Below are 23,224 nucleotides of genomic sequence, written 5' to 3' on the forward strand. Positions count from 1 at the left end.
CGGGGCCGCAACCGCGTTCAGCTGCCTATGCCTGGCCGTCCCCGGGAGACCGATCCCGTGACTCCCGTGCTGATTCGAGCTCGGCCGCCTTCTCCGCTGCTCTCTCCTCGGCCTGGTTCTCCTCGTCGAGCACGATCTTCTCGTGGCGCGTCTTCATCAGGCTCGCCACAGTGACGATGACAAGCACGGAGACGATGAACAGCATGGACAGGCCGGTGGATACCTCGGGCACGGCGACGTGCTCGCCGCCGTTGATGAAGGCCAGCTCGTTCTCGTGGAGGGCGTGCAGGATCAGCTTGACGCCGATGAAGCCGAGGATGATGGACAGGCCGTGGGAGAGGTACACGAGCCGCTCGAGCAGGCCGCCGATGAGGAAGAACAGTTGCCGCAGGCCCATGAGCGCGAAGGCGTTGGCGGTAAAGACGATGTAGGGCTCGCGGGTCAGGCCGTAGATCGCGGGGATCGAGTCGAGCGCGAAGAGCAGATCGGTCAAGCCGATCACGATGAGCGCGAGCGCGAGAGGCGTCAGGACCCGCTTGCCGTCGATCTTGGTGATGATGCGGTCGCCGTCATAGGTTTCGGTGGTGGGGAGCACCTTGCGGGCGAACTGGATGATCTTGGATTCCTTCTGCTCCGCGCCGTCGTGCCCGCCGGACATCGCATCCTTGATCAGCTTGTAGGCGGTGTAGAGCAGGAAGAGCCCGAAGAGGTAGAACACCCAGCTGAAGGTATTGATCGCGGCCGCGCCCGCGGCGATGAAGATGCCACGCATGACTAGGGCCATCGCGATACCGATGAGCAGCACCTTCTGCTGGTACTCGCGCGGGATCGAGAACGTGGCCATGATGATGACGAAGATGAACAGGTTATCGACCGATAGCGCCTTCTCGGTGATGTAACCGGCGAAATACTCGCCCCCGTAGCGGGTGCCCCATACGCCCATCACCACGAAGCCAAAGATGATGGCGATGCCGATATAGACGGCGGACCAGAACCCGGACTCGCGCAGCGTCGGCGCGTGCGGGGTCTTGACGTGGGCGTAGAAGTCGAAGACGAACAGGGCGGCGATCACGGCGATCGTCGCGAGCCAGATCCATAGGGGGACATTCATCAGTGCAAAACCTCCGGGTCACAAGACGGAACTCCGGAGGTCTCTCCCATTAGCATGATCAGCTAACCAATGGCACCGGACTGCTTTCGCGGTCGTGATGACGACACCATCGTTCTCGGGATACTCCCCTTCGGTGCTCTCATTAAACCACCCCTGGGCCTGCGCAGCACCCAGGGATGGTCGACGACACACCTCGGCCAGTCCTAGGTCACGCTCTCGGCGCCATTGCGGACAGCCTCGAGCACGGATTCGAGATCATCCGGCTTGACGAGCACGTCGCGGGCCTTGGAGCCCTCGCTCGGGCCAACGATGCCGCGGGTCTCCATCAGGTCCATCAACCTCCCGGCCTTGGCGAACCCAACGCGCAGCTTGCGCTGCAGCATGGAAGTGGAGCCGAACTGGCTGCTCACCACGAGCTCGATGGCCGACAGCAGGTGATCGAGATCATCGCCCACGTCGGAGTCGATATCCTTCTTGTCACCCGGCTTGGCCGTGGTAACGCCCTCCTCGTACTCGGGCTCGCCCTGCTTCTTCGAGTACTCGACGATCCGGTGGATCTCCTCATCGGTGACGAACGCGCCCTGCAACCGGGTGGGCTTGCCCGCGCCCATGGGCAGGTACAGGGCATCGCCCATGCCAATGAGCTTCTCGGCGCCCGGCTGGTCGAGGATGACGCGCGAGTCCGTCAGCGAGGATGTGGCGAACGCGAGCCGCGACGGCACGTTGGTCTTGATCAGGCCCGTCACCACATCGACCGAGGGACGTTGCGTGGCGAGCACGAGGTGGATTCCCGCGGCACGCGCCTTCTGGGTGATGCGCACGATCGCTTCCTCGACCTCGCGGGGAGCGGTCATCATCAGGTCGGCGAGCTCGTCGACGATCGCGAGGATGTACGGGTAGGGGCGGTACTCGCGCTCGCTGCCGGGCGGGGTCTTGATCTCGCCCGAGCGCACCTTGTCGTTGAAGTCATCGATGTGCCGCACGCGGCTCGCCTGCATGTCCTGGTAGCGCTGCTCCATCTCCTCGACGAGCCAGGCGAGCGCGGACGCCGCCTTCTTCGGCTGGGTGATGATCGGCGTGATCAGGTGCGGGATTCCCTCGTACGGGGTGAGCTCGACCATCTTGGGATCGATGAGGATCATCCGTACCTCGTCCGGGGTGCAGCGCGCGAGCAGCGAAACGAGCATCGAGTTGACGAAGCTCGACTTGCCGGACCCGGTCGAACCGGCGACCAGCATGTGCGGCATCTTCGACAGGTTCGCGGCGACGAACTCGCCCTCGATGTCCTTGCCGAGGCCAATGACCAACGGGTGGTGATCGCGGCGCGTCGAGGGGGCTGCCAGCACGTCGGCGAGGCGCACCATCTCGCGGTCGGTGTTGGGCACCTCGATGCCCACCGCCGACTTGCCCGGGATGGGCGCGAGCAGCCGCACGTTGTCGGTAGCGACGGCGTAGGCGATGTTGCGGGCGAGCTGGGTGATCTTCTCGACCTTCACGCCCGGCCCGAGCTCGACCTCGTAGCGCGTCACCGTCGGCCCGCGGGTGTACCCGGTGACCGCCGCGTCGATCTTGAACTGGTCGAGGACGCTGCTGATCGCGTCGATCATCGCATCATTGGCAGGGCCGCCCAGCTTGGGCGGATCACCCTTGACGAGCAGCTTGCCGGGCGGCAGCTTGTAGTTGCCCACGGGCTTGCGATCGACGATCTTGCCCGCTGCCTTCTCCGCCGGTGGCGCCTTGGGCGCGTTCGCTCCGGCGTTCTCTCCATCGCGGGCCTGGTTGTTGCCGCGGCCCCCGATCGGGAACCGCAGTTGCAGCCTCCGGTGCTCCTTCTTGGATGGCTCGCCGGCCGCCGTGGACTGCTGCACCGACGGATCGTCGAGGGGCACGTCGTCGAGGGTGGGCTGCGCCGCATCCGGATCGCCATTCGCTGGCTGCGCGGGCGCGGGCGTCCCGTCGCTCGGGCCGGCATCGCCCTCGGGCCCGCCCGGGGCGATCGGTTGCGGGCGCTTCCGCGGGGGAAGCTTGGCCTTCGCGGCCTGCTCGGCGCGCGGAGCCGCGACCTGGGCGGCTTCCTCGCCCGCCGCGTCGGTGCGCGTGACCTTGGCCACGACACGGCCAATAGCATCCGCCACCTGCCGCATCGTGGTGCCGGTGAGCAGCAGGATGCCATAGAGCAGCGCAAGGACGAGCAACGGCGTGGCCAGCCAGATGGTGAGCCCCTCGGTCAGGGGCCAGCCGGCGACATAGCCAAGGATTCCCCCGGCTGCGCGCTGCCCCTCGATCGTGGCGGGAAGCCCGGAGAGCACGTGCCACAGCCCGAGCGTCCCGGCGGCGACGAGGCCGCTGCCGAGCACGAGGCGCGGCCGCGCCTCGGGGTGGGGCTCGGTGCGCATGAGCATGACGCCGAGCATGCCGAGCACGAGCGGGACGAGCGCGGTCGGCGAACCGAACAGCGAGCGGAAAGCCAGGTTGACCCACTCCCCCACCGGACCACCCGCGTCGAACCAGACGCTGACCGCGACGATGAGGCCGACGGAGATCAGCGCGAGCCCCGCGCCATCGCGGCGGTGGGCGGTCTCGATCTCATGGGCCTTGCCTACGGTCCGGGCTGTCGCGCCGACGCCACGGGCCGTGAGGGTCCAGGAGGCGGCGATGCCCTTGCCGAGCAGGCCTGCCACCGAGGGGCCGGTGCTGGCCCGGCGGGCCGGCGCGCGCCCCTTGCGCGGGCGGCTCGCCCCGGACCGGCCGGACCCGCCGGCATGGGTGCGAGCTCGGTTCGAGCGGGGCGCCGCGGAGCGCGCGGGCGCGGAACGGGTCGTGGCGGACCGAGCGGATGTGCTCTTGGCCCCGGTGGACCCACTGCGGGCAGGGCTACCTGATGAGCGCGATCCGGCACCGCGTGCAGTCGACTGCGTGCGGGTGGAACGAGTCTGAGTCCTGGCTGGCATGACTGTCACGTTAGCCGCTCGGACCCCATCAGGACCATGCGCCTCAGCGGTCACAACCAAGTCGTAATGGTTGTTGTGCGGCATATCACCGGTTCCGCGAACGATTCCCGTTGCGCGGGAACAGCATCGCGCGCTCGTCCGTGATCCGGGGCGCGCACGTCTTCGCAGCCTGGAGGCGCCGCGAGGGCGCACCGATCCGGGCAATGGAATAGCGACGGGCGCGCATGCTTGTGATTAAGCCATGCGCGCCCGCGTGCAGTGAGTTGCGCGACACCTTCGTGACCGGATCGTTAGAGCCCCTGCCACGCCGCCGCGCTGGCGGTCACACCGCCACAGTGGTCACCGCTCGACCTCGATGACCGTCGGCACGATCATGGGCTTGCGGCGGTAGGTCTCGGCCACCCACTTGCCGACTGCGCGGCGCGCCGCCTGCGCGATCCGATGCGTGTCGGTGACGCCATCGGATTCGAGGCGTCGCAGCTCGGTCTGCACGCGGCGAACAGCGGCCTCGAACACATCCGGATCATAGGAGAAGCCGCGCGCGGAGATCTCGGGCTTGGTGATGACCTTGCCGGTGCGCGGGTCGATCGCCACCGTCACCGCGACGAAGCCGCCCTCGCTGAGGGTCAGGCGGTCCGCGAGGGTGGGCTCGCCCACGTCACCGACCGCGAGCCCGTCGACATAGACATGTCCCACCGGATAGCGGCCGGTGATGCTCGCGACGCCATCGATGAGATCGACGACCACGCCGTCCTCGACGAGCATGATCTGCTCGCGCGGCACTCCGGTGGACTCGGCGAGGGCCGCGTTGGCCCGCAGGTGCCGCCATTGGCCGTGGACCGGCATGACGTGCCGTGGGCGCAGCGCGTTGTAGAGGAAGAGCAGCTCGCCTGCCGAGGCGTGCCCGGAGACGTGGATCTTGGCATCGGCATTGGTGACGACCTTGGCGCCTCGATGCGCGAGCCCATTGATCACCGCGTGCACGGATGTCTCGTTGCCCGGGATGAGCGACGCCGCGAGGATGACGGTGTCATCGGTGCGGATGGTGATGCTGCGATGCTCGCCGCGGGAGATCCGGGACAGCGCGGCCAGCGGCTCGCCCTGGGAGCCAGTGCAGACGATGGTCACCTGGTCCTCGGGCAGGCGTGCAGCCTCGTCGAGATCGACCTCGATGCCCTCAGGCAGGTCGAGGTAGCCGAGGTCCGCGGCGATCTGCATGTTGCGCACCATCGAGCGGCCCACGAACACGATCTTGCGGCCGTTCTTGTGCGCGGCGTCGATCACGTACTGGATCCGGTGGACGTTGCTCGCGAAGGACGCAACGATGACGCGCTTGGGAGCGCGCGAGATGACCACGTCGAGCGCGATACCTACCTCGCGCTCCGGGGTGAGCACCCCGGGCCGCTCCGAGTTCGTGGAGTCGATCATCAACAGGTCCACGCCCTCGTCGCCGAGGCGGCTGAATCCCGCGAGATCAGTGAGCCGACCGTCGAGCGGTACTTGGTCGAGCTTGATGTCGCCCGTGTGCAGGAACGTTCCAGCTGAGGTCCGGATGCCGACCGCGAGCGCATCGGGGATCGAGTGGTTGACCGCGAAGAACTCGAGGTCGAACGGGCCGTAGGTGACGCGGTCGCCCTCGGCGACCTCGTTGAAGCGCCCATTGACCCGATGCTCGCGCAGCTTGGCGGCGAGCAGCGCGAGGGTGAACTTGGCGCTGACGATCGGGATGTCCTCGCGCATCTTGAGCAAGAACGGGATCGCGCCGATGTGGTCCTCGTGACCGTGGGTCACCACGCAGGCGACGACATCATCGAGGCGGTCCTCGATCGGCTGGAAATCCGGCAGGATCAAGTCGACCCCGGGCTGCTGGTCGGCCGGGAAGAGGACGCCGCAATCGATGATGAGCAGCTTGCCCTGGTGCTCGAGAACAGTCATGTTGCGACCGATCTCCTTGATGCCACCGAGCCCGTAGAAGCGGACCCCCCGAGGCTCGGCCGGAGGTGGCGCGCCAAGCTGGGCGGTGGATGAATCAAACACTATTGGTTCCGTTCGGGTTGGATTGGCGCGGGCGCGCGGAGCAGGCGCGGCAGGGGGCTCCGGGGGGCCCGCGGTCCGTGTCACGCGGCGGCTCCGGCGGCTGTTGTCGCTAGACATCAATGCAGCACCCCCGCTGCCCGCATCTCGGCGGCAAGCGCCTGGACTTGCTCGTACGTGGGCGCGACCTGTGGCAAGCGTGGATCTCCGGTCTCGATGCCCTGGAGCCGCAGTCCGGCCTTGGTGGCGGAAACGCCACCGAGCGCCGCGATGGCCCGGAAGAGGGGGAACATGGAAGCGTTGAGCTTGCGCGCGCGGGCATAGTCTCCGATGTTCGCCGCATCAAGCATCTTGCGGAGCCGCCCAGCGGCGAAGTGCCCCGCCACGCTGACGAAGCCGACCGCACCGATGGCCAGCCAGGGCAGGTTGAGGGGGGCGTCCCCGGAGTAGTACTCGAGCCCGGACTGAGCGATGATCTCCGCGCCGAGGTTCAGATCGCCCTTGGCGTCCTTGACCGCGACGATCCGCGGATGCTCGGCGAGCGCGAACAACGTATCGCGCGCGATGGGCACGATCGACCGTGGCGGGATGTCATAGAGCATCACCGGGAGATCGGTGGCATCGGCGACGGCGCGGAAGTGCGCGAGCAGGCCAGTTTGGGGCGGCCGCGAGTAGTAGGGCGTCACCACGAGCAGGCCATGGGCACCAGCCTGGGCCGATTGCTTGGCAAGCTCGATGCTGTGGGTGGTGTCATAGCTGCCGGCCCCCGCGATGATCCGGGCGCGTTCCCCCACGGCATCGACGACCTCGCGCACCAGAGTCGCCTTCTCCTCCTCGGTGGTGGTGGGCGACTCGCCCGTTGTGCCACCGAGGACAAGGCCATCGCAGCCTTCCTTGACGAGATGATCAGCGAGCTTCACGCCGCCGTCGACATCAAGCTTGCCGTCCGTGGTGAAGGGAGTGACCATAGCGGTCAATACGCTGCCGAACGCACGCGTCGCGCTCGGCGTGGGAACACCCGTCGTCATGGTGCTAACGCTACCTTTCAGCTTGCCGGATACCGAACACCTCGCCACTCCGGTCTCATGCTTGTCACACCTTAGCCGCAGGGAGGTGCCGGGCAACACACTGGGCAACGCCGGCGGGCGCTGATGCGGTCAGCCCTCGGTGACGAACGGGCTCGTTGCGACCTCGCTGCCATCGAGCAGCGTGCCGATCTCGAAGTCGCCGAACACGTTGGGCGCGACGCCCTGCAACTGGCGCAGGCATTCGATCGCGAGCTCGCGGATCTCCACATCGGCATGCTCGGTGGCGCGCATCCCGATGAAGTGGCGCCAGGCCCGGAAGTTGCCGCTGACGACGACCCGGGTCTCGGTGGCGGTGGGCAGGACCGATCGCGCCGCCTGCCGGGCCTGCTTGCGGCGCAGCAGGGCATTGGGCATGTCCGCGAACTTCTGCTCGAGCGCGGCAAGCAGCTCCCCGTAAGCGTCGCGCGTGATCTGGGCGGACTTGACCAGGAGGTCCTCGAGCTCGGGGTCCCCGGCGATGGCGGGCGGCGCCACGATGTTGGCATCATGCTCGGGCACGTAGCGCTGGGAGAGCTGCGAGTAGGAGAGGTGACGATGCCGGATGAGCTCGTGGGTGCAGGAGCGCGACACTCCCGAGATGTAGAACGTCGCGGAACCGTGCTCGAGCACGGACAGGTGCCCGACCTCGAGGATGTGGCGCAAGTATCCGGCGTTGGTCGCGGTGCGGGGGTTTGGCTTGTCCCAGCTCTGGTAGCACGCCCGGCCCGCGAACTCGGCCAGGGCCTCGCCGCCCTCCGCGTCGGTCTCCCAGGGAACGTCGGTGGGCGGGGTGAATTCTGTCCTCGCGATGAGCTGCACCTTCAACGGCACGATCTCTGGCACGGATATCCTCCTACGAGTGCTTTCGCAGCTCGACACTGGACGGCAGGCGCACGCCGGTGGGTTGTGGCGCATCAGTGATTATCTCTTACCAGGATTCCATGTGAGGAGTGTGGGCAAATGGCAGTCAACGGATCGACGGAGTTCGAGATCAAGGCGAGCCCGGAAAAGGTGATGGCAGTGCTCGTGGATGTGGAGTCGCTGCCGAAGTGGTCGTCCTCGCACCGCAAGGTCGAGGTGCGGTCCCGGGACGAGCAGGGGCGCCCGCAGCGGGTGTGGATGGCGATCTCGACCCTGGGCATCAACGACGAGCAACTGGTGGACTACCGGTTCACCGACAACACCGTCGAGTGGTCCCTCGTGGAGCCGAGCAACCAGCAGAAGGCCCAGGATGGCTCGTACGTGCTGTCCCCGAGCTCAGCAGGCACGCGGCTGACATTCGAGCTCACCGTGGACCTGAAGATCCCGATGCCGGGGTTCCTGGTCAAGCGCGGGCAGAAGATGGCCCTCGAGACGGCCTCGAAGGGCTTGACGAAGTACGTCGAGGAACAAGCCTGACGCCTTGGCGTCACTCGTGACGCCATTGTGGCGCCATTTCGCGCTTGCCTGGCGCCAGAAATGGCGTCACAGTGGTGTCATGGATCTCTCCCGCTACCTCACCCGCCTCCACGACGACCTCATCGCAGCAGCCGCGCTCGGTGATGATCGCACCCAGCAGATCGCGGCTAGCCTCGCCAAGGCCACCGAGCCCACGCTGCGGCTCACCCTGCTCACCGCGCTCAGCGACTTCGCCAAGGAAGTCTCCGCCGAGCTCGAGGGCAGCACCGTCGATGCCCGGCTCAACGGCGACGATGTCGAGATCGTCATCGTCCACGACGCCGACCCGGACCAGGCCAGCGCGCAGCCGGACCGCACCGATTTCGAGCAGGCCATGGACGACCTCGGCGGCAACATCTCCCGCGTCACGCTACGCCTCGTCGACAACATCAAGGCCCGCGCCGAGGAAGCCGCCAACGCCAACGGGGTGTCGCTGAACTCCTGGGTCGGCCAAGCAGTCCGGGGCGCGCTGCGCGAGCAGAGCACCTGGTCATGGGAGCCCCCGCACGCCCGCGAGCGTCGCAGCGAGCCCCAGCCGCCAACAGCGACGGGCACCGATGGCTCGACGGGCACCGATGGCCCCTCCGCAGCTGGCCCCGGCGCGACTGGCCCAGCGAGCAGCAACGAGGGCCCCGCCGAGCGCGCCTGAGCGGTCTGCGGCAGCGGACCTGGGGCGTCCTGTCAGGCCATGCCCTCCGCGAGCATCACCGCGACGGTCGCCCCGAGCTCGTAGCATTGCTCGCGGTGCTCCTTGCCCGGCATGCCATATATCTCCAGCGGCGCCGCGACCTGCTTGAGCCCCAAGCCCTTGGTGATCTTCTGCACCGAGGAGACCGCGCCAGCAGTGTCCTGGTTGCCATGCACCCACATGCCGAAGGGCCGGCCTGCGACGTCGTCGAGGCACGGGTAGTAGACGGTATCGAAGAAGTGCTTGAGCGCCCCGGACATGTAGCCGAAATTAGCGGGCGTGCCGAACAAGTACCCGTCGGCACCGAGCATGTCGGGAATGGTGGCGGCCAGAGCAGCCACCGAGCGCACCTCGACGCCCTCGATGTCAGGGTCGCGCGCGCCCTCGAGCACCGCCTCGAGCGCGTCGCGCGTGCCCGGGGAAGGCGTGTGGTGCACCACTAGCAATGTCGCGGCCATCGTTCACCTCGGCTCCCGATCGCGTGCTTCCAGCTCCACCGCCCGGCCCATGGCCTCGCGGGCCCGTCGGCGGTCTCCTGCGATATCATACGCCCGGGCAACCCGGTACCACTGCCGCCAATCATCCGGCGCGGCATCGAGATCAGCCTTGGTCCGCAGGAACAGCGCATCGGCGGCATCCCGCTCGACCCGGCCGGAAGGACGGCGCGGCAAGGTGGAGGTATCGAGCTCGAGCCCGTCCGCCGCGATGAGCCGGGCGAGACGCTCGTGCGCGAACCCGGCCCGCAGGGTCGTGTAGGTGACATAGATGCCCAGCAGCGGCAGCAGGAGGATCGCCGCGCCCATCACCATCGCGGGTCCGTCCCCGCTGCCCACGAGCAGCACGCCCTGCCGGCCCATCAGGATCAGGTAGAAGACCAGCGCGCCGGTGAACAGCGCGATGGCGATCTTCGTCTTCACAGGTCCATGAACGGGTCGATGCCCACGGTCAGGCCCGGGCGATCACTGATCCCCCGCACACCGAGGAGCACCCCCGGCGCGAACGAGCTGCGATCCAGCGAGTCATGCCGGATCGTCAGGGTCTCGCCCTGGGTTCCCAGCAAGACCTCCTGGTGCGCGACCAGGCCCGCGAGGCGCACGGAGTGCACGCGCACTCCCCCGACCTCCGCGCCCCGGGCGCCGTCCAGCTCGCTGGTGGTGGCGTCCGGGATGTCCGCGCACCCCGCCGCCTTGCGTGCCGCTCCGATCAGCTCGGCGGTGCGCGCCGCGGTGCCGGAGGGCGCGTCGGCCTTGTTCGGATGGTGCAGCTCGACGATCTCCACCGAGTCGAAGAAGCGCGCGGCCTGCTCGGCGAACCGCATGCACAGGACTGCTCCGATGGCGAAGTTCGGCGCGATGAGCACCCCTGCGCCGGGATGCTCGTCGAGCCAGCCGCGCACGCGCGCGATGCGCTCCTCATCGAAGCCGGTCGTGCCGACAATGGCATGAATCCCATGCGAGATCAGGAACTCCAGGTTCCCCATCACCACATCGGGGTGCGTGAAATCGACGACGACTTGCGCCCTGGCGGCCACGAGGTCGTCGAGCGCGTCATCCTTGTCCACCTCGGCCACGAGCTCGAGGTCGCTCGCGGCATCCACAGCAGCGCAGATCGCCTGGCCCACCTTGCCCCTCGCGCCGAGCACGCCCACCCGCAGCGCGGTCGATTCACCCATGTCGTCCTCGTTCCTGTCGATCCGGATCACCACTCTGATCCTGCCTGCCTGCTGCCCGCGAGGCTACCCGCCCACCGGCCACCCTTGGCCACACAGCTCGCGCAGCCGCGGCGGCGCTGCTGCGCTGTTCTCGTACGGGCCGACCAGAGCTGCTCCGAGGGGCCGCCGGAACAGCTCCCGGGCCACCTCGTTGACCTCATCGAGGGTAACCGCCTCGATGCGTGCGATCGTGTCCGCCACCGGCATCTGGTCGCCGTAGCTGATCTCGCTGCGGCCGATGCGGTTCATGCGCGCTTGCACATCCTCGAGCCCCAGGACGAGCTGGCCGCGCAGGCTTCCCTTCGCCCGCTCGCATTCCGCGGCAGTGATCCCGTTGACGGCAAGATCCACGAGCACGTGCTCGACCACCTCGATGACCTCGGTGAGGTTGTCCTCGTGGCAGCCCGCGTAGATGCCGAGCGCTCCCGCATCGGCGAAGGTGTGCGCGCTCGAATAGACCGAGTAGGGCAGTCCCCGGTTCTCCCGCACCTCCTGGAAGAGCCGGGAGCTCATGCCGCCGCCGCAGACGTTGTCGAGCACCGAGAGCGCCCAGCGTCGCGGGTCATGCCGCCCGAAGGATCGCATGCCCAGAGCCACATGGATCTGCTCGGTGTCGCGCTCATGCACGGTCAATACAGGCTCGGGCCGCAGCGCGAGGTCACCGGCACGGCGCGGCGCAGGGTGGTGCTGGCCCTCCACTGCCTCGGCTGCGTGCTGCCGCAGCATGCCCACGACATCGCGGTGTTCGATGTTGCCGGCCACGGCGAGCACCATGTGCTCGGGCTGGTAGCGGGCTCGGTGGAATCCCTTGAGCTGTCGGCGCGTCATCGCCTCGATCGACTCGACGGAACCGATGATGGGCCGCCCAAGCCGGTGGCCGGGCAGGATCGCTTCGAGAAACGCATCGCCGAGCATGTCATCGGCATCGTCGTCACGCATGGCGAGCTCGTCGAGGACCACGCCCCGCTCGACCTCGACATCGGCGGAGAGGCAGCGTCCGCGCAGCACGACGTCGGTGACCAGATCGATGGCGAGCTCGAGGTCGGTGTCGAGCACGTGCGCGTAGAAGCAGGTGTGCTCGCGGGCGGTGAAGGCATTGAGCTCGCCGCCGCCGGCGTCCATGGTCTCGGCAAAGTCCTGCGCGTTCCGCGTTGGGGTCGCTTTGAACAGCAGGTGCTCGAGGAAATGGGCCGCGCCGGCGTGGCTCGGATGCTCATCGCGCGAGCCTGTGCCGATCCACAGCCCCACTGCGGCGCTGCGGGTGCCGGGCATGTGCTCGGTGACGATGCGCAGCCCGCTGGGCAGGACTGTGCGCTGCACGGCGTCCACGTGGTTCTCCCCTAGTGGTTGTCCGGCGATGTCTGTGTCGCCGCGGACAGCAGGGCGGCCCAGGTCATCGTGGACCGGGGCCGCCCTGTTGCTGTGCTGCTTACTCAGCGGCAGTGCCCGCGGTGGCGGTGTCGTTGCTGCCGCTCGCCGGGGCGCCTTCCTCGGTGTCCTCGACCGGGGTCAGGCTGATCTTGCCGCGGTTGTCGATGTCGGTGATCTCGACCTGGAGCTTGCTGCCCACATTGACCACGTCCTCGACCTTGCCGATGCGCTTGCCGCCACCGAGCTTGGAGATGTGGACGAGGCCGTCACGGCCGGGCAGCAGCGACACGAAGGCGCCGAAAGCGGTGGTCTTGACGACCGTACCGAGGAAGCGGTCACCGATCAGCGGCTGCTGCGGGTTCGCGATCGCGTTGATGCGGTCGATCGCCGCCTGGGCCGAGAGGCCATCGGTGGCACCGACGAACACGGTGCCATCGTCCTCGATCGAGATCGAGGCGCCGGTCTCCTCGGTGATCTGGTTGATCATCTTGCCCTTGGGGCCGATGACCTCGCCGATCTTGTCCACGGGCACCTTGATGGTGGTGATCCGCGGCGCGTACTGGCTCATCTCGTCGGGCCGATCGATCGCCTCGGCCATGACCTCGAGAATGGTCAGGCGAGCGTCCTTGGCCTGGCTGAGGGCGCCCGCGAGCACGGACGACGGGATGCCGTCGAGCTTGGTGTCGAGCTGCAGGGCCGTGACGAACTCCTTGGTGCCAGCGACCTTGAAGTCCATGTCGCCGAACGCATCCTCGGCACCGAGGATGTCGGTGAGCGCCACGTACTTCATCTCGCCGTCGATCTCATCGGAAACGAGACCCATCGCGATGCCTGCGACCGGCGCCTTCAGCGGGACGCCCGCGTTGAGCATCGACAGCGTGGACGCGCACACCGAGCCCATCGAGGTTGAGCCGTTGGAGCTCAGGGCCTCGGAGACCTGCCGGATGGCGTACGGGAACTCCTCGACGCTGGGCAGAACGGGCACGAGGGCCCGCTCGGCGAGAGCGCCGTGGCCGATCTCGCGACGCTTCGGGGAGCCCACGCGGCCAGTCTCGCCGGTGGAGTACGGCGGGAAGTTGTAGTGGTGCATGTAGCGCTTGGACGTCTCGGGACCGAGGGAGTCGATCTGCTGCGCCAGCTTCATCATGTCGAGCGTGGTGACGCCGAGGATCTGGGTCTCGCCACGCTCGAACAGCGCGCTGCCGTGCGCGCGGGGGATGATCGCGACCTCGGCAGCGAGCGAGCGGATGTCGGTGACACCGCGGCCGTCGATGCGGAAGTGATCCTGGATGATGCGGCGGCGCACCTGGTTCTTGGTGAGGGACCGGAATGCCGCGCCCAGTTCCTTCTCGCGCCCCGCGAACTGCTCGGCGAGCGAGGACAGGACCTCGGCCTTGAGCTCGTCGAGGCGGGCCTCGCGCTCGGCCTTGCCCGCGATGGACAGCGCGTCGGAGAGCGGCTTCGCCGCGACCTTCTCGACAGCCTCGAAGGCATCGGTCTCGTACGGCGGGTAGAGCGGGAACTCGCCGGTCTCCTTGGCGGCGCCGCTCGCGAGGGCCTGCTGGGCCTCGCACAGCTTCGCGATGAAAGGCTTGGCGGCCTCGAGCCCCTCGGCAACGATGGTCTCGGTGGGGGCCGGCGCGCCCTTGGCGATCATGTCGATCACGTTGTCGGTGGCCTCGGCCTCGACCATCATGATGGCGACGTCGGCGTTGTCGCCCTCGCCCGCCACGATCCGCCCGGCGACGACCATGTCGAACACGGCCTCCTCGAGCTGCGCGACGGTGGGGAACGCGACCCACTGGCCGTCGATGAGGGCGACCCGGACCGCACCGATGGGGCCGGAGAACGGCAGGCCCGAGAGCTGGGTGGAGGCCGAGGCGGCGTTGATGGCCACCACGTCATAGAGGTGCTGCGGATCGAGGCTCATCACGGTGACGACGACCTGGACCTCGTTGCGCAGGCCCGCGACGAAGGTCGGGCGCAGCGGCCGGTCGATCAGGCGGCAGGTGAGGATCGCATCAGTGGACGGGCGTCCCTCGCGGCGGAAGAACGAGCCCGGGATGCGGCCCGCGGCGTACATGCGCTCCTCGACGTCCACCGTGAGGGGGAAGAAGTCGAGGTTCTCCTTGGGCTGCCGCGACACCGAGGTCGCGGAGAGCAGCATGGTTTCCTCGTCGAGGTACGCCACCACGGAGCCGGAGGCCTGCTGGGCGAGGTGGCCGGTCTCGAAGCGCACGGTGCGCTGTCCGAAGCGGCCATTGTCAAGCACGACGGAGCTCTCGAAGATTCGGGGCTCGGAATCGTGGCTTTCGGTCATGTATAACTCACTCTCGTCTTTGCGCCGCGCTCTCGCGCGGCCGTCTCGCTGCCGGGTCATGCGGGCTCTGCGCGCATGCAGGGCAGCAGTGTGGTCATGCCGGGGTGAGGGGACGCAGGACAGGGGAGGTTCCCTGGCCGCTTTCGCCAAGCGGCCGGCGGGCGTCCTCGCGTTCGCCCCTCGCGGCCGCGGCCTTCGATCGAAGCGGCCGGAGCGATGCTCCGGCGGCCACTACCGAGGACCGACCCGAGAGGGGACTGCGTGCCCTCGCGGCATGCGGCCGGGTGCACGTGGTCGTGCCCAGCCATCCGCAGACTACCAGGACGAGGGTGCATCGCGCGCCATCACGGCGCGGGAATCCCCGGAGGCCGCAACGGGCCGGTGCCTGGCCCCCGTGCAGGGGACCAGGCACCGGCCCGAATCCAGGTATCGTGCTGGGCGGCGTCCTAGCGACGCAGTCCGAGCCGACCGATCAGCGCGCGGTAGCGCTCGATGTCGACCTGCTGCAAGTACTTGAGCAGGCGACGGCGGCGGCCGACGAGCAGCAGCAGGCCACGACGCGAGTGGTGGTCGTGCTTGTGCATCTTGAGGTGCTCGGTCAGGCCGATGATGCGGGTGGTCAGCAGGGCCACCTGCGCCTCCGGCGAGCCGGTATCGGTCTCATGGAGGCCGTACTCGCTCAGGACGGCCTTCTTGGTCTGGGTATCGAGTGCCACTGGTTGCTTCTCCTCAGGATCAGTCCGCGTGATGTGATCGGCAGTGCCCTCGCGCTTGCCCACGATCCGTCGCGCGGACCGCGCCGCGCCGGGGCGACACCGATGGCCAGGCCGCCGCGAACCGCAGCCGGACCGAGCGCGTACTCTATCACTTCCGCGCTCGCCTCTCCAAAGCCGTCTCGGGGGGCCAGCTCTGGGCGAATGCGGCCATGCTCGGTCTACGGTTGGGTAAGTTCGGCGGGGCCTCCCCGCCGGGCCGGTACCAACCATGGAGAAGGTGAGCAACCGATGCCGCAGCCCAGGCCTGCCAATGCCATCATGTACGTCGACGCGGGCTACCTCTGGCTCACGCTGCAGGAGATGACGGGCAAGGCGCACCGCCAGCAGCTTGGCATCGATCAAGTAGCGCTGATCCGGCTGATCGGCGAGCTCGCCCAGCGGCACCACCCCGATATCCGGGTGCTCCGCCAGATGTGGTACGACGCCGAGCCCGAGAACGGCTCTCCCGTGATGCACCACCAACTCATCCGGGACACCCCCGGAGCGTGGTTGCGGACCGGCACCCTGCACTTCATGGACGGCGTCGCCCGGCAGAAGGGCGTGGATACCCGCCTCGTGGCCGACGTGGTGGCCGCAGCGGTCCGGCGCACCACCGAGGAGGTCATCATCCTCGCCGGCGATGGGGACCTCGTGCCCGCGATCGAAGCCGCCGCCGAGGAGGGCATCCGCACGTGCGTGTGGTACTTCGCGGGGGGCGACACCGTCTCGCGCAGGCTCAAGGGCACGGCGGACCATGTGCTCGAGCTCGATCCCCAGATCTTCCTCGATCTCCAGTACCGGGGCCGACCGGTGGATGGTCCCGCGATCGATTTCTCGCAGTCCGACATGGGCCAGCCCCAGCCAGCTCCCGTGGCTCCCGACCATGGCGGCGCCGCGCCTGCCGTGCCCGCGCCCGCCGCCTCGCCCGCTTCCCCGTCCGTGGAGCACCCGGCCGCGGTGCCCGCGGCCGCGGATGCCGGCACCAGCGCCGCTCCCCCGGCCAGCACGGAACCGGCCAGCGCGCCCCCTCCCAGCGCGGAGCAGGTCGTGGCCGGACCAGCGCCTGACGAGCCTTCTCCCGCCGCCGAGCCCGTTCCCGCGCCACGTCCGCCCGGGCCGTCCCCGCGGGTGATGCCCCGGTTCATCCCGCAGCGCCAGGCGGTCCGCGAGACGGACCTGATCCCGCTCTCGGTGCTCAGCCCTGTTGGGGCGCAGCTCGTCGTGGACACGCAGGGCGAGCCCAGGAGGATCGGCGAGCGCTACGCGCAGCGCTGGTGGGATGCGTCGTCGAAGGAGCAGCAGTCACGCATCGGTGACTATTTCGCCAGCAGCCATCAGCTTCCGCAGCGAGTGGACTCGGACATGCTGCACCTCGCGAGCTCGGCGCTCGGTGTCGAGTTCGTTCCCGACGAGGCCCGGATCGTGCTGCGGGATGGCTTCCTCGCCGAGATCCGGATGCGCATCCGTCGCGTCTAGCGGCCCCGCGCGGGGCGCGCCGAGCAGTACCGAGCGCTACCGCGGTGTTTCGCCGAGCAGGTCGCGGGTCCGGGCCACATCCGCGTCGATCGCCTCGATGAGCGCCTCCACGCCGTCGTAGCGGCGTTGCTCGCGCAGCCGATGGGTGAAATCGAGCGCCACATGCTGGCCGTAGAGGTCGGCATCGATGCCGAGCACGAACGCCTCGACGGTGCGGGTGGTGCCGGAGAAGGTCGGATTGGTGCCCACGGAGATAGCGGTCTGGCATTGCTGCCCGGGCTCGATGGTGGTCCCGGGCACGGTGCCGGGCCCGAGGACGGTGAACCATCCGGCGTAGACGCCGTCGGCGGGCACCGCGGTATGGACGGGCGGGGTGATGTTGGCGGTGGGGTACCCGAGGTCCTTGCCCCGGCCATCACCGCGCACGACCACGCCCTCGATGCGGTGCGGGCGACCAAGGGCCTCGGTCGCCGCGGCCATGTCCCCCGCGTCGACGCAGGACCGGATGTAGGTGGAGGAGAAGGTGACCTCGTGCTCGGCGAGGAGCCCGACGCCGTGGACGCCGAAGCCGAAGCGCTGGCCGAGCTCGCGGAGGGTGTCGACGTTGCCGGCAGCCTTGCGGCCGAAGGTGAAGTTGTCGCCGACGACGGCCTCGGCGACGTGGAGGCGCTCGACGAGGATCTCGTGGACGAACGCATCGGGCGAGAGGCGCGACAGCTCGAGGGTGAAGGGCATCACGCAGAAGATGTCGATGCCGAGTTCCTCGACGAGCTCCGCGCGGCGGGTGAGGGTGGAGAGCTGTGCCGGGTGGGAGCCGGGGCGCACGACCTCCGAGGGGTGCGGGTCGAAGGTCATGAGGACGCTGGGCACACCGAGCCGGCGTGCCTCCTCGACGGCTTTGCTGATGAGCCGGGCGTGCCCGCGGTGCACGCCGTCGAACACTCCGATGGTCAGGACGCATCTGCCCCAGTCCGCCGGTATCGCGGAGAGGCCGCGCCATCGTTGTCCACGCCATTGTTCCTGGGGCCACGTCTGCACATGCAAAGCCTACGACGGACGCGGTGGCGACGCGCAATGCGACATCGCCGCGACATGGATGACCGGCGCGCCGATATGGACAAAGCAGGACTCCCGATGATTAAATTCCGGTATGACGAACATTAGGGTTCGATGGACGAAATCGCGAGTGGCCCCGCTACTGGTCGCCCTTGCCACGATCCTCGCGGTGCCCGCGTGCGCGAGCGATGGCCCCGGAGAGCCGACGAGCGCGGCATCGGGCAAGCCCATCGTGCTGACCACGTTCACCGTGCTCGCCAACATCGCGTCCAACGTCGCTGGGGATCATCTGGTCGTCGAGTCCATCACCAAGCCCGGGTCGGAGATCCACGGCTACGAGCCGACCCCGTCCGACCTGCGCACCGCCGAGCAGGCCTCGCTGATCCTCGACAACGGGCTCGGGCTCGAGTCCTGGTTCGAGCGCTTCGTCACGACGGCCGGCGCTCCGCACTCGGTGGTGTCCGAGGGGATCGATCCGATCGCCATCGCCGCCGGCGACTACGAGGGCAAGGCCAACCCGCATGCCTGGATGTCCCCCATCGAGGCGCAGGTCTACATCGATAACATCGCTGCTGCTTTCGCCGACCTCGACCCCGCGAACGCCGCGGACTACCGCGCGAACGCCGACGAGTACAAGGCCGAGGTCGCGCGCATTGGCGACGAGCTCATCACCGCCCTCGACTCGGTCCCGCCCGCGCAGCGCGCCCTGGTCAGCTGCGAGGGCGCGTTCAGCTACCTCGCCCGCGACGCCGGCCTGCAGGAGCAGTACCTGTGGGCGGTCAACCAGGAGCAGGAGAGCGCGCCGCGCGAGATCGCCCGGCTCGTTGATTTCGTCCGCGACAACGAGGTGCCCAGCGTCTTCTGCGAGTCCACCGTCTCCGACCGCGGGATGCAGCAGGTCGCCCGCGAGGCAGGCACGAGCTTCGGTGGCATCCTCTACGTCGATTCGCTGTCCGAGCCCGACGGCCCCGTCCCCACCTACCTCGACCTGCTGCGTCACGATGTCACCGTCATCATCGAAGGGTTGACCACGCCATGACCACATTCCCGCTCGGCCGCCCCGCCGCGCCCGCCCTCGATATCAGCGGGCTCCGGGTCTCCTACCGGGCCCTCACCGCGCTCGAGGACGTCGATCTCTCCATCGGCTGGAACCGGGTGTGCGGGCTCATCGGCACCAATGGTTCCGGCAAGTCCACCCTGTTCAAGGCCATCATGGGGCTCGCCAAGCCCCAGGCGGGGACGATCCGGGTCGCCGGGCTGCCCGCCGCCAAGGCGCGCCGCCAGAGCCTGATCGCCTACGTGCCGCAGTCCGAGGAGGTCGATTGGACCTTCCCCCTGAGCGTCCGCGATGTCGTCATGATGGGGCGCTACGGGAGCCAGAACTGGCTGCGCTCCCCCCGCCGCGCCGATCACGCCGCCGTGGCCGAGGCCCTCGAGAGGGTAGGCATGGCGGCGTTCTCCGACCGGCAGATCGGACAGCTCTCGGGCGGGCAGCGCAAGCGCGTCTTCGTTGCCCGCGCCATCGCGCAGAACGCCTCCGTCCTGCTCCTTGACGAGCCCTTCACTGGCGTCGACAAGACCAGCGAGGCCATGATCGTTGACCTGCTCCGCGATCTCGCCGCCGCGGGCCGCTCCATCCTCGTCTCCACCCACGATCTCTCGTCGCTGCCCGCGCTGTGCGACGAGGCGGCCCTGATCAATCGCCGCATCATGCTCCACGGCACGCCCCAGGAGGTGCTGCGCCCCGAGAACCTCGCCCTCGCTTTCGGGGCCAATCCGCTCGCCCCGCGCGGCACCATCCCCGCAGCCCTGGCAAGCTGACGATGAACGTCCTCGATCTCCTCCTCGACCCGCTGCAGTTCGAGTTCATGCAGAGGGCCTTCATCGTCGCCATCGTCGCGTCGGTGGTCTGCGCGCTGCTGAGCTGCTGGCTGGTGCTCGTCGGCTGGTCCCTGATGGGCGACGCCATATCGCACGCCGTCCTTCCGGGCGTGGCCCTCGCCTACATCGTGGGCGCCCCCTTCGCGGTCGGCGCGCTCGCCTTCGCCCTCCTCGCGGTCGCCCTCATCGGCGCGGTGCGCAACACCAGCCGCATCAAGGAGGACACCGCGATGGGCATCGTGTTCACCGCGCTCTTCGCGTTCGGCCTCGTCCTCGTCTCGCGCAACCCGTCGCAGGTCGACATCATGCACATCCTGTTCGGCAACCTGCTCGGCATCCCGCCCAGCGACATGATCCAGGTGCTCGTGCTCGGCGCGATCACCGCGGCGATCCTGCTGGTCAAGCGGCGCGACCTCACCCTCTACGCCTTCGACAAGGCGCACGCCCAGGCCGTCGGGGTCTCCGTTGCCCGGCTCGGCGCGCTGCTGCTCGTACTGCTCGCGGTCACCATCGTCGTCGCGCTGCAGGCAGTGGGAGTGATCCTCGTTGTCGCGCTCCTGATCACCCCGGGAGCGACGGCCTACCTGCTGACCGATCGCTTCTCCCGCATGCTGGTCATCGCCCCTGTCATCGCGGTGATCGCCTCCACCACCGGGATCTACGCCTCGTACTACTATGATGCGTCCACCGGCGGGATGGTCGTGCTCGCTCAGTCCGTGGCGTTCGCCGCCGCCTACCTGCTCAGCCCGGCCCACGGATTGCTCACCCGGCGCTGGCAGCGATCCCGGGCCGCCGCCACCACGGATGCAGGTGCGCCCGCGACCAGCAGCGGCCCCGCACAGCGCCCCGCCCCGAGCAGCGCCACGACGGCGCGGAACGACACCGCGAAGTGACGCCTTCACGAGGATTGCCTAAGCTCGTAGGCGTGCCTCATTCTCACCCCCGGACACGATCAAGCCCAGACTCCTCGGCGCCGGCGCTCTCCCCCGCTGCCGAGGACTACCTGAAGGCGATCTGGTCCCTGTGCGAATGGTCCGACGAGCGCGTCAGCGCCAAGATGCTCGCCGAGAAGGTCGGCGTCTCCGCGTCGACGGTGTCCGAGTCGATCAAGAAGCTCTCCGACCAGGGGCTCGTTGACCACGCCCGATACGGATCCATCGCGCTCACCGACGCCGGCAAGCGTGCCGCGATCTCGATGGTGCGCCGCCACCGGCTGATCGAGACGTTCCTCGTCCGCGAGCTCGGCTACCGCTGGGACGAGGTCCATGAAGAGGCCGAAGTGCTCGAGCACGCGGTGTCCGACCGGCTCATCTCCCGCATCGACAGCAAGCTCGGCTTCCCCGAGCGCGACCCGCACGGCGACCCCATCCCGTCCGAGGACGGCGCGGTCTCCGCTCTGGATGCCCGGCCCCTGAGCGAGCATGCTGACGGCGACGGTGGCGTCATCGCGCGCATCTCCGATGACGACGCCCAGATGCTCCGCTACTTCGAATCCGTGGGCATCCAGCTCGACACGCGCATCACCATCGTGGAGCGCCGCGACTACGCGGGCACCGTTTGCGTGCAGGTCGGGGACGACGACACCACCGTCGAGCTCGGCGACATCGCCGCGCAGGCCATCTGGCTCGGCGCCTAGCTCGACAGCCAGCGGGGCAGTCGGACGCTAGTCGTACCGTCCGGACACGTTGATTGAAGGATCACGGCCCCAGGTCGAGGATGCGCTCGGCATGCTCTCGGAGCTCGTCGTCTCGGAACTGGGGCAGGCGCAGGAACCATCGGTAGAAGATCGGCGCGAGCAGCAGTTCGGTCGACGCTTGAGGGTTCGCATATCCGGCGGCTGCGACTAGCTTGATGATCTGCGCCTGTTGAGGCTCGAATAGCCGTTCCCGGAACTGCTGCGCAACAACCTCGTCCGTCTGGAGCGAGGCAGCAAGCATCCGCAGCAGCGAGGAGCGCGGCTCGGTGGAGATTTCGTCAATCGCTGCTCGCAGCACTTCCATGACCGTGAGATCGTCGGCGGACGTGTCCAAGGCTGCGGACTCGTCGGCAAGAGCGTCGAAGAGAATGGCAGGGACGGAAAGCCAGCTCCTGTAGAGGGTCTGCTTGCCCACCCCCGCCTCAGCGGCGATGCCCTCCATCGTCAAGGCGCCAGGGCCGCCCCGGTCAGCGAGGGCCATGACTGCGGCGTGCACACGCTTGACGGTCTCGGGTCGGGCCATGCCCCCAGTATAGAAACGAGACGTCGCGTCTCGTTTGGTGTTGAATGGTGGGATGAGAACAACGCAGACCTGGCTCATCACCGGGGCGAGCAGCGGCCTCGGGCTCGCTCTGACCCAGCAAGCGCTGGCCGCTGGTCATCACGTGGTGGCCACTACCCGGAAGGAAGCCCTGCCCGTTGAGGATCCACGCCTCACCGTGGTCCGGCTCGATCCCGCGGACAGGGAGGAATGCCGACATGCTGTGGAGGAGGCCTGCCGCGTCACCGGACGCTTGGACGTTCTGGTGAACAACGCCGGCTATGGACTGGTGGGAGCCGTCGAGGAAATCAGCGAGGCGGAGGCTCGCGCCATCGTGGACGTCGACCTGTTCGGTCCGATGTGGATGACCCAAGCTGCACTGCCCATCATGCGACGCCAGGGGCACGGACACGTCGTGCAGATCTCCTCTACGGGCGGCGTAGGGGCCATGCCATTCCTTGGTCTCTACAACGCTGCCAAGTGGGGCCTGGAGGGATTCAGCGAGGCGCTGGCTGCCGAGGTGCAGTCGATGGGCATCCGAGTCACTCTCGCCGAGATCGGCGCGATGGACACGCAGTGGGCAACCTCAGGCATGAGGTTCAGCGAGCCCAACAGCGACTACGACGAACTGCGCGAACAGGTGCTAGGCACGGCGACCGTGCCCTGGCCCAGCGAGCCGGGAGCAACGGGCGGGGGAACCGCCCCGGACGAGATCGCCCGCAGCATCCTCGCGCATGTCGCCGCTGAAAGCGGTCCATTGCGTCTTGTCCTGGGAGACGGCGCCGCCGATCAGATCACGACGGTGCTCGAACGCAGGAGACAGGATTACTCCACCCAACCTGGATTTCAGCGCACCCAGAACTGAGCCAGCCTGAATCGACTCGCGCATATCGACCGCGCTACCGGTGAACCGGTTCGCCGCTACGAGCACGACCACCCGGGCTCGATGGTGCACGTGCACGTGAAGAAGATCGGGAACATCCCCAACGGTGGCGGGACACGTGCGAGGCGCTGTCGATCACCCCGAAGCGAACCCGCCCCTACCGGCCGCGGGCCAACGGGTGGGACTGCGCCCGCTGCTATCGCAAGGAGCAGGAACCCCGCGACGCACTCCAGCCGTGGCTGCTAC

Annotated in this window: 21 protein-coding genes and 1 pseudogene; 9 read left to right on the top strand and 13 right to left on the bottom strand. The window is 68.2% G+C overall.

Annotated features, from left to right (window positions below; genetic code table 11):
• Nucleotides 1-25 precede the first annotated feature (25 nt).
• The 5 genes from HT102_RS02850 to thyX all read right to left on the bottom strand — a co-directional run bounded on the left by HT102_RS02850 (nt 26) and on the right by thyX (nt 8,006).
• Entirely contained in the window at nt 26-1,111 is a 1,086-nt protein-coding gene (locus HT102_RS02850; RefSeq protein ID WP_192037866.1) for a TerC family protein, read from the bottom strand.
• A gap of 203 nt (nt 1,112-1,314) precedes the next feature.
• Nucleotides 1,315-4,062 carry an FtsK/SpoIIIE family DNA translocase gene (locus HT102_RS02855; protein WP_192037867.1) on the bottom strand — a complete coding sequence of 916 codons (2,748 nt, stop codon included), beginning with the start codon at nt 4,060-4,062 and terminating at the stop codon, nt 1,315-1,317.
• 339 nt (nt 4,063-4,401) lie between these two features.
• Entirely contained in the window at nt 4,402-6,216 is a 1,815-nt protein-coding gene (locus HT102_RS02860) for a ribonuclease J (protein ID WP_192037868.1), read from the bottom strand.
• A complete protein-coding gene (dapA, locus tag HT102_RS02865; RefSeq protein ID WP_192037869.1) occupies nt 6,216-7,124 on the bottom strand; it encodes a 4-hydroxy-tetrahydrodipicolinate synthase in 909 nt (302 codons plus the stop codon). The genes HT102_RS02860 and dapA overlap by 1 nt, the downstream gene beginning before the upstream one ends.
• 129 nt (nt 7,125-7,253) lie before the next feature.
• Nucleotides 7,254-8,006, bottom strand: a complete 753-nt coding sequence (gene thyX, locus HT102_RS02870) for an FAD-dependent thymidylate synthase (RefSeq protein ID WP_192037870.1) — start codon at nt 8,004-8,006, stop codon at nt 7,254-7,256.
• A 117-nt stretch (nt 8,007-8,123) separates the two neighbouring features.
• Here thyX and HT102_RS02875 point away from each other — a divergent pair, with 117 nt between their 5' ends.
• Nucleotides 8,124-8,561, top strand: a complete 438-nt coding sequence (locus HT102_RS02875; RefSeq protein ID WP_192037871.1) for an SRPBCC family protein — start codon at nt 8,124-8,126, stop codon at nt 8,559-8,561.
• A gap of 79 nt (nt 8,562-8,640) precedes the next feature.
• Nucleotides 8,641-9,249, top strand: a complete 609-nt coding sequence (locus HT102_RS02880) for a toxin-antitoxin system HicB family antitoxin (protein ID WP_192037872.1) — start codon at nt 8,641-8,643, stop codon at nt 9,247-9,249.
• 32 nt (nt 9,250-9,281) lie between these two features.
• Here HT102_RS02880 and HT102_RS02885 read toward each other — a convergent pair whose 3' ends face one another.
• The 6 genes from HT102_RS02885 to rpsO all read right to left on the bottom strand — a co-directional run bounded on the left by HT102_RS02885 (nt 9,282) and on the right by rpsO (nt 15,406).
• Nucleotides 9,282-9,746 (bottom strand): flavodoxin family protein, encoded by a 465-nt coding sequence (locus HT102_RS02885; protein ID WP_192037873.1) that lies wholly within the window; start codon nt 9,744-9,746, stop codon nt 9,282-9,284.
• 3 nt (nt 9,747-9,749) lie between these two features.
• The gene (locus HT102_RS02890) at nt 9,750-10,145 is read right to left on the bottom strand and encodes a hypothetical protein (protein ID WP_225443172.1); all 396 of its coding nucleotides are present in this window, start codon (nt 10,143-10,145) and stop codon (nt 9,750-9,752) included.
• A gap of 56 nt (nt 10,146-10,201) precedes the next feature.
• Nucleotides 10,202-10,960 (bottom strand): 4-hydroxy-tetrahydrodipicolinate reductase, encoded by a 759-nt coding sequence (gene dapB / locus HT102_RS02895; protein WP_192038029.1) that lies wholly within the window; start codon nt 10,958-10,960, stop codon nt 10,202-10,204.
• Between the two features lie 63 nt (nt 10,961-11,023).
• Nucleotides 11,024-12,358, bottom strand: coding sequence for a M16 family metallopeptidase (locus HT102_RS02900; protein WP_408611295.1), 1,335 nt, complete (start codon nt 12,356-12,358; stop codon nt 11,024-11,026).
• A 70-nt stretch (nt 12,359-12,428) separates the two neighbouring features.
• Nucleotides 12,429-14,690: a polyribonucleotide nucleotidyltransferase gene (locus HT102_RS02905; protein ID WP_192037875.1), complete on the bottom strand. Its 2,262-nt coding sequence runs from the start codon at nt 14,688-14,690 to the stop codon at nt 12,429-12,431.
• Nucleotides 14,691-15,136: 446 nt separating this feature from the next.
• A complete protein-coding gene (gene rpsO / locus HT102_RS02910) occupies nt 15,137-15,406 on the bottom strand; it encodes a 30S ribosomal protein S15 (protein WP_192037876.1) in 270 nt (89 codons plus the stop codon).
• A 288-nt stretch (nt 15,407-15,694) separates the two neighbouring features.
• Here rpsO and HT102_RS02915 point away from each other — a divergent pair, with 288 nt between their 5' ends.
• Nucleotides 15,695-16,921 (top strand): NYN domain-containing protein, encoded by a 1,227-nt coding sequence (locus tag HT102_RS02915; protein ID WP_192037877.1) that lies wholly within the window; start codon nt 15,695-15,697, stop codon nt 16,919-16,921.
• Between the two features lie 36 nt (nt 16,922-16,957).
• Here the strand turns inward: HT102_RS02915 and HT102_RS02920 are convergent, their stop codons facing one another.
• A complete protein-coding gene (locus tag HT102_RS02920; protein WP_192037878.1) occupies nt 16,958-17,959 on the bottom strand; it encodes a bifunctional riboflavin kinase/FAD synthetase in 1,002 nt (333 codons plus the stop codon).
• Nucleotides 17,960-18,071: 112 nt separating this feature from the next.
• Between HT102_RS02920 and HT102_RS02925 the strand changes: the two genes are divergently transcribed.
• The 4 genes from HT102_RS02925 to HT102_RS02940 are packed head-to-tail and all read left to right on the top strand — an operon-like array spanning nt 18,072 to nt 21,494.
• Nucleotides 18,072-19,016, top strand: a complete 945-nt coding sequence (locus HT102_RS02925; protein ID WP_192037879.1) for a metal ABC transporter substrate-binding protein — start codon at nt 18,072-18,074, stop codon at nt 19,014-19,016.
• A complete protein-coding gene (locus tag HT102_RS02930; protein WP_192037880.1) occupies nt 19,013-19,798 on the top strand; it encodes a metal ABC transporter ATP-binding protein in 786 nt (261 codons plus the stop codon). Before HT102_RS02925 ends, HT102_RS02930 begins: the two co-directional genes overlap by 4 nt.
• A 2-nt stretch (nt 19,799-19,800) precedes the next feature.
• Nucleotides 19,801-20,751: a metal ABC transporter permease gene (locus tag HT102_RS02935; protein WP_192037881.1), complete on the top strand. Its 951-nt coding sequence runs from the start codon at nt 19,801-19,803 to the stop codon at nt 20,749-20,751.
• A 32-nt stretch (nt 20,752-20,783) separates the two neighbouring features.
• The gene (locus HT102_RS02940; RefSeq protein WP_333473249.1) at nt 20,784-21,494 is read left to right on the top strand and encodes a metal-dependent transcriptional regulator; all 711 of its coding nucleotides are present in this window, start codon (nt 20,784-20,786) and stop codon (nt 21,492-21,494) included.
• A 61-nt stretch (nt 21,495-21,555) separates the two neighbouring features.
• Here the strand turns inward: HT102_RS02940 and HT102_RS02945 are convergent, their stop codons facing one another.
• Nucleotides 21,556-22,077: a TetR/AcrR family transcriptional regulator gene (locus tag HT102_RS02945; RefSeq protein WP_192037883.1), complete on the bottom strand. Its 522-nt coding sequence runs from the start codon at nt 22,075-22,077 to the stop codon at nt 21,556-21,558.
• Between the two features lie 52 nt (nt 22,078-22,129).
• Here HT102_RS02945 and HT102_RS02950 point away from each other — a divergent pair, with 52 nt between their 5' ends.
• The gene (locus tag HT102_RS02950; protein ID WP_192037884.1) at nt 22,130-22,960 is read left to right on the top strand and encodes an SDR family NAD(P)-dependent oxidoreductase; all 831 of its coding nucleotides are present in this window, start codon (nt 22,130-22,132) and stop codon (nt 22,958-22,960) included.
• A gap of 6 nt (nt 22,961-22,966) precedes the next feature.
• Nucleotides 22,967-23,098, top strand: a pseudogene (locus tag HT102_RS02955) (IS481 family transposase); the annotation flags it as partial.
• Between the last annotated feature and the right edge of the window lie 126 nt (nt 23,099-23,224).

The organism is Lolliginicoccus lacisalsi (genome assembly GCF_014841105.1).
Lineage (GTDB): Bacteria > Actinomycetota > Actinomycetes > Mycobacteriales > Mycobacteriaceae > Lolliginicoccus > Lolliginicoccus lacisalsi.

What these genes read in the sequence shown, in the direction of transcription:
- HT102_RS02850 (WP_192037866.1), bottom strand. Translation starts at nt 1,111, where the DNA reads ATGAATGTCCCCCTATGGATCTGGCTCGCGACGATCGCCGTGATCGCC.
- HT102_RS02855 (WP_192037867.1), bottom strand. Translation starts at nt 4,062, where the DNA reads ATGCCAGCCAGGACTCAGACTCGTTCCACCCGCACGCAGTCGACTGCA.
- HT102_RS02860 (WP_192037868.1), bottom strand. Translation starts at nt 6,216, where the DNA reads ATGTCTAGCGACAACAGCCGCCGGAGCCGCCGCGTGACACGGACCGCG.
- dapA (WP_192037869.1), bottom strand. Translation starts at nt 7,124, where the DNA reads ATGACGACGGGTGTTCCCACGCCGAGCGCGACGCGTGCGTTCGGCAGC.
- HT102_RS02875 (WP_192037871.1), top strand. Translation starts at nt 8,124, where the DNA reads ATGGCAGTCAACGGATCGACGGAGTTCGAGATCAAGGCGAGCCCGGAA.
- HT102_RS02880 (WP_192037872.1), top strand. Translation starts at nt 8,641, where the DNA reads ATGGATCTCTCCCGCTACCTCACCCGCCTCCACGACGACCTCATCGCA.
- HT102_RS02885 (WP_192037873.1), bottom strand. Translation starts at nt 9,746, where the DNA reads ATGGCCGCGACATTGCTAGTGGTGCACCACACGCCTTCCCCGGGCACG.
- HT102_RS02890 (WP_225443172.1), bottom strand. Translation starts at nt 10,145, where the DNA reads ATGGGCCGGCAGGGCGTGCTGCTCGTGGGCAGCGGGGACGGACCCGCG.
- dapB (WP_192038029.1), bottom strand. Translation starts at nt 10,960, where the DNA reads ATGGGTGAATCGACCGCGCTGCGGGTGGGCGTGCTCGGCGCGAGGGGC.
- HT102_RS02905 (WP_192037875.1), bottom strand. Translation starts at nt 14,690, where the DNA reads ATGACCGAAAGCCACGATTCCGAGCCCCGAATCTTCGAGAGCTCCGTC.
- HT102_RS02915 (WP_192037877.1), top strand. Translation starts at nt 15,695, where the DNA reads ATGCCGCAGCCCAGGCCTGCCAATGCCATCATGTACGTCGACGCGGGC.
- HT102_RS02925 (WP_192037879.1), top strand. Translation starts at nt 18,072, where the DNA reads ATGACGAACATTAGGGTTCGATGGACGAAATCGCGAGTGGCCCCGCTA.
- HT102_RS02930 (WP_192037880.1), top strand. Translation starts at nt 19,013, where the DNA reads ATGACCACATTCCCGCTCGGCCGCCCCGCCGCGCCCGCCCTCGATATC.
- HT102_RS02935 (WP_192037881.1), top strand. Translation starts at nt 19,801, where the DNA reads ATGAACGTCCTCGATCTCCTCCTCGACCCGCTGCAGTTCGAGTTCATG.
- HT102_RS02945 (WP_192037883.1), bottom strand. Translation starts at nt 22,077, where the DNA reads ATGGCCCGACCCGAGACCGTCAAGCGTGTGCACGCCGCAGTCATGGCC.
- HT102_RS02950 (WP_192037884.1), top strand. Translation starts at nt 22,130, where the DNA reads ATGAGAACAACGCAGACCTGGCTCATCACCGGGGCGAGCAGCGGCCTC.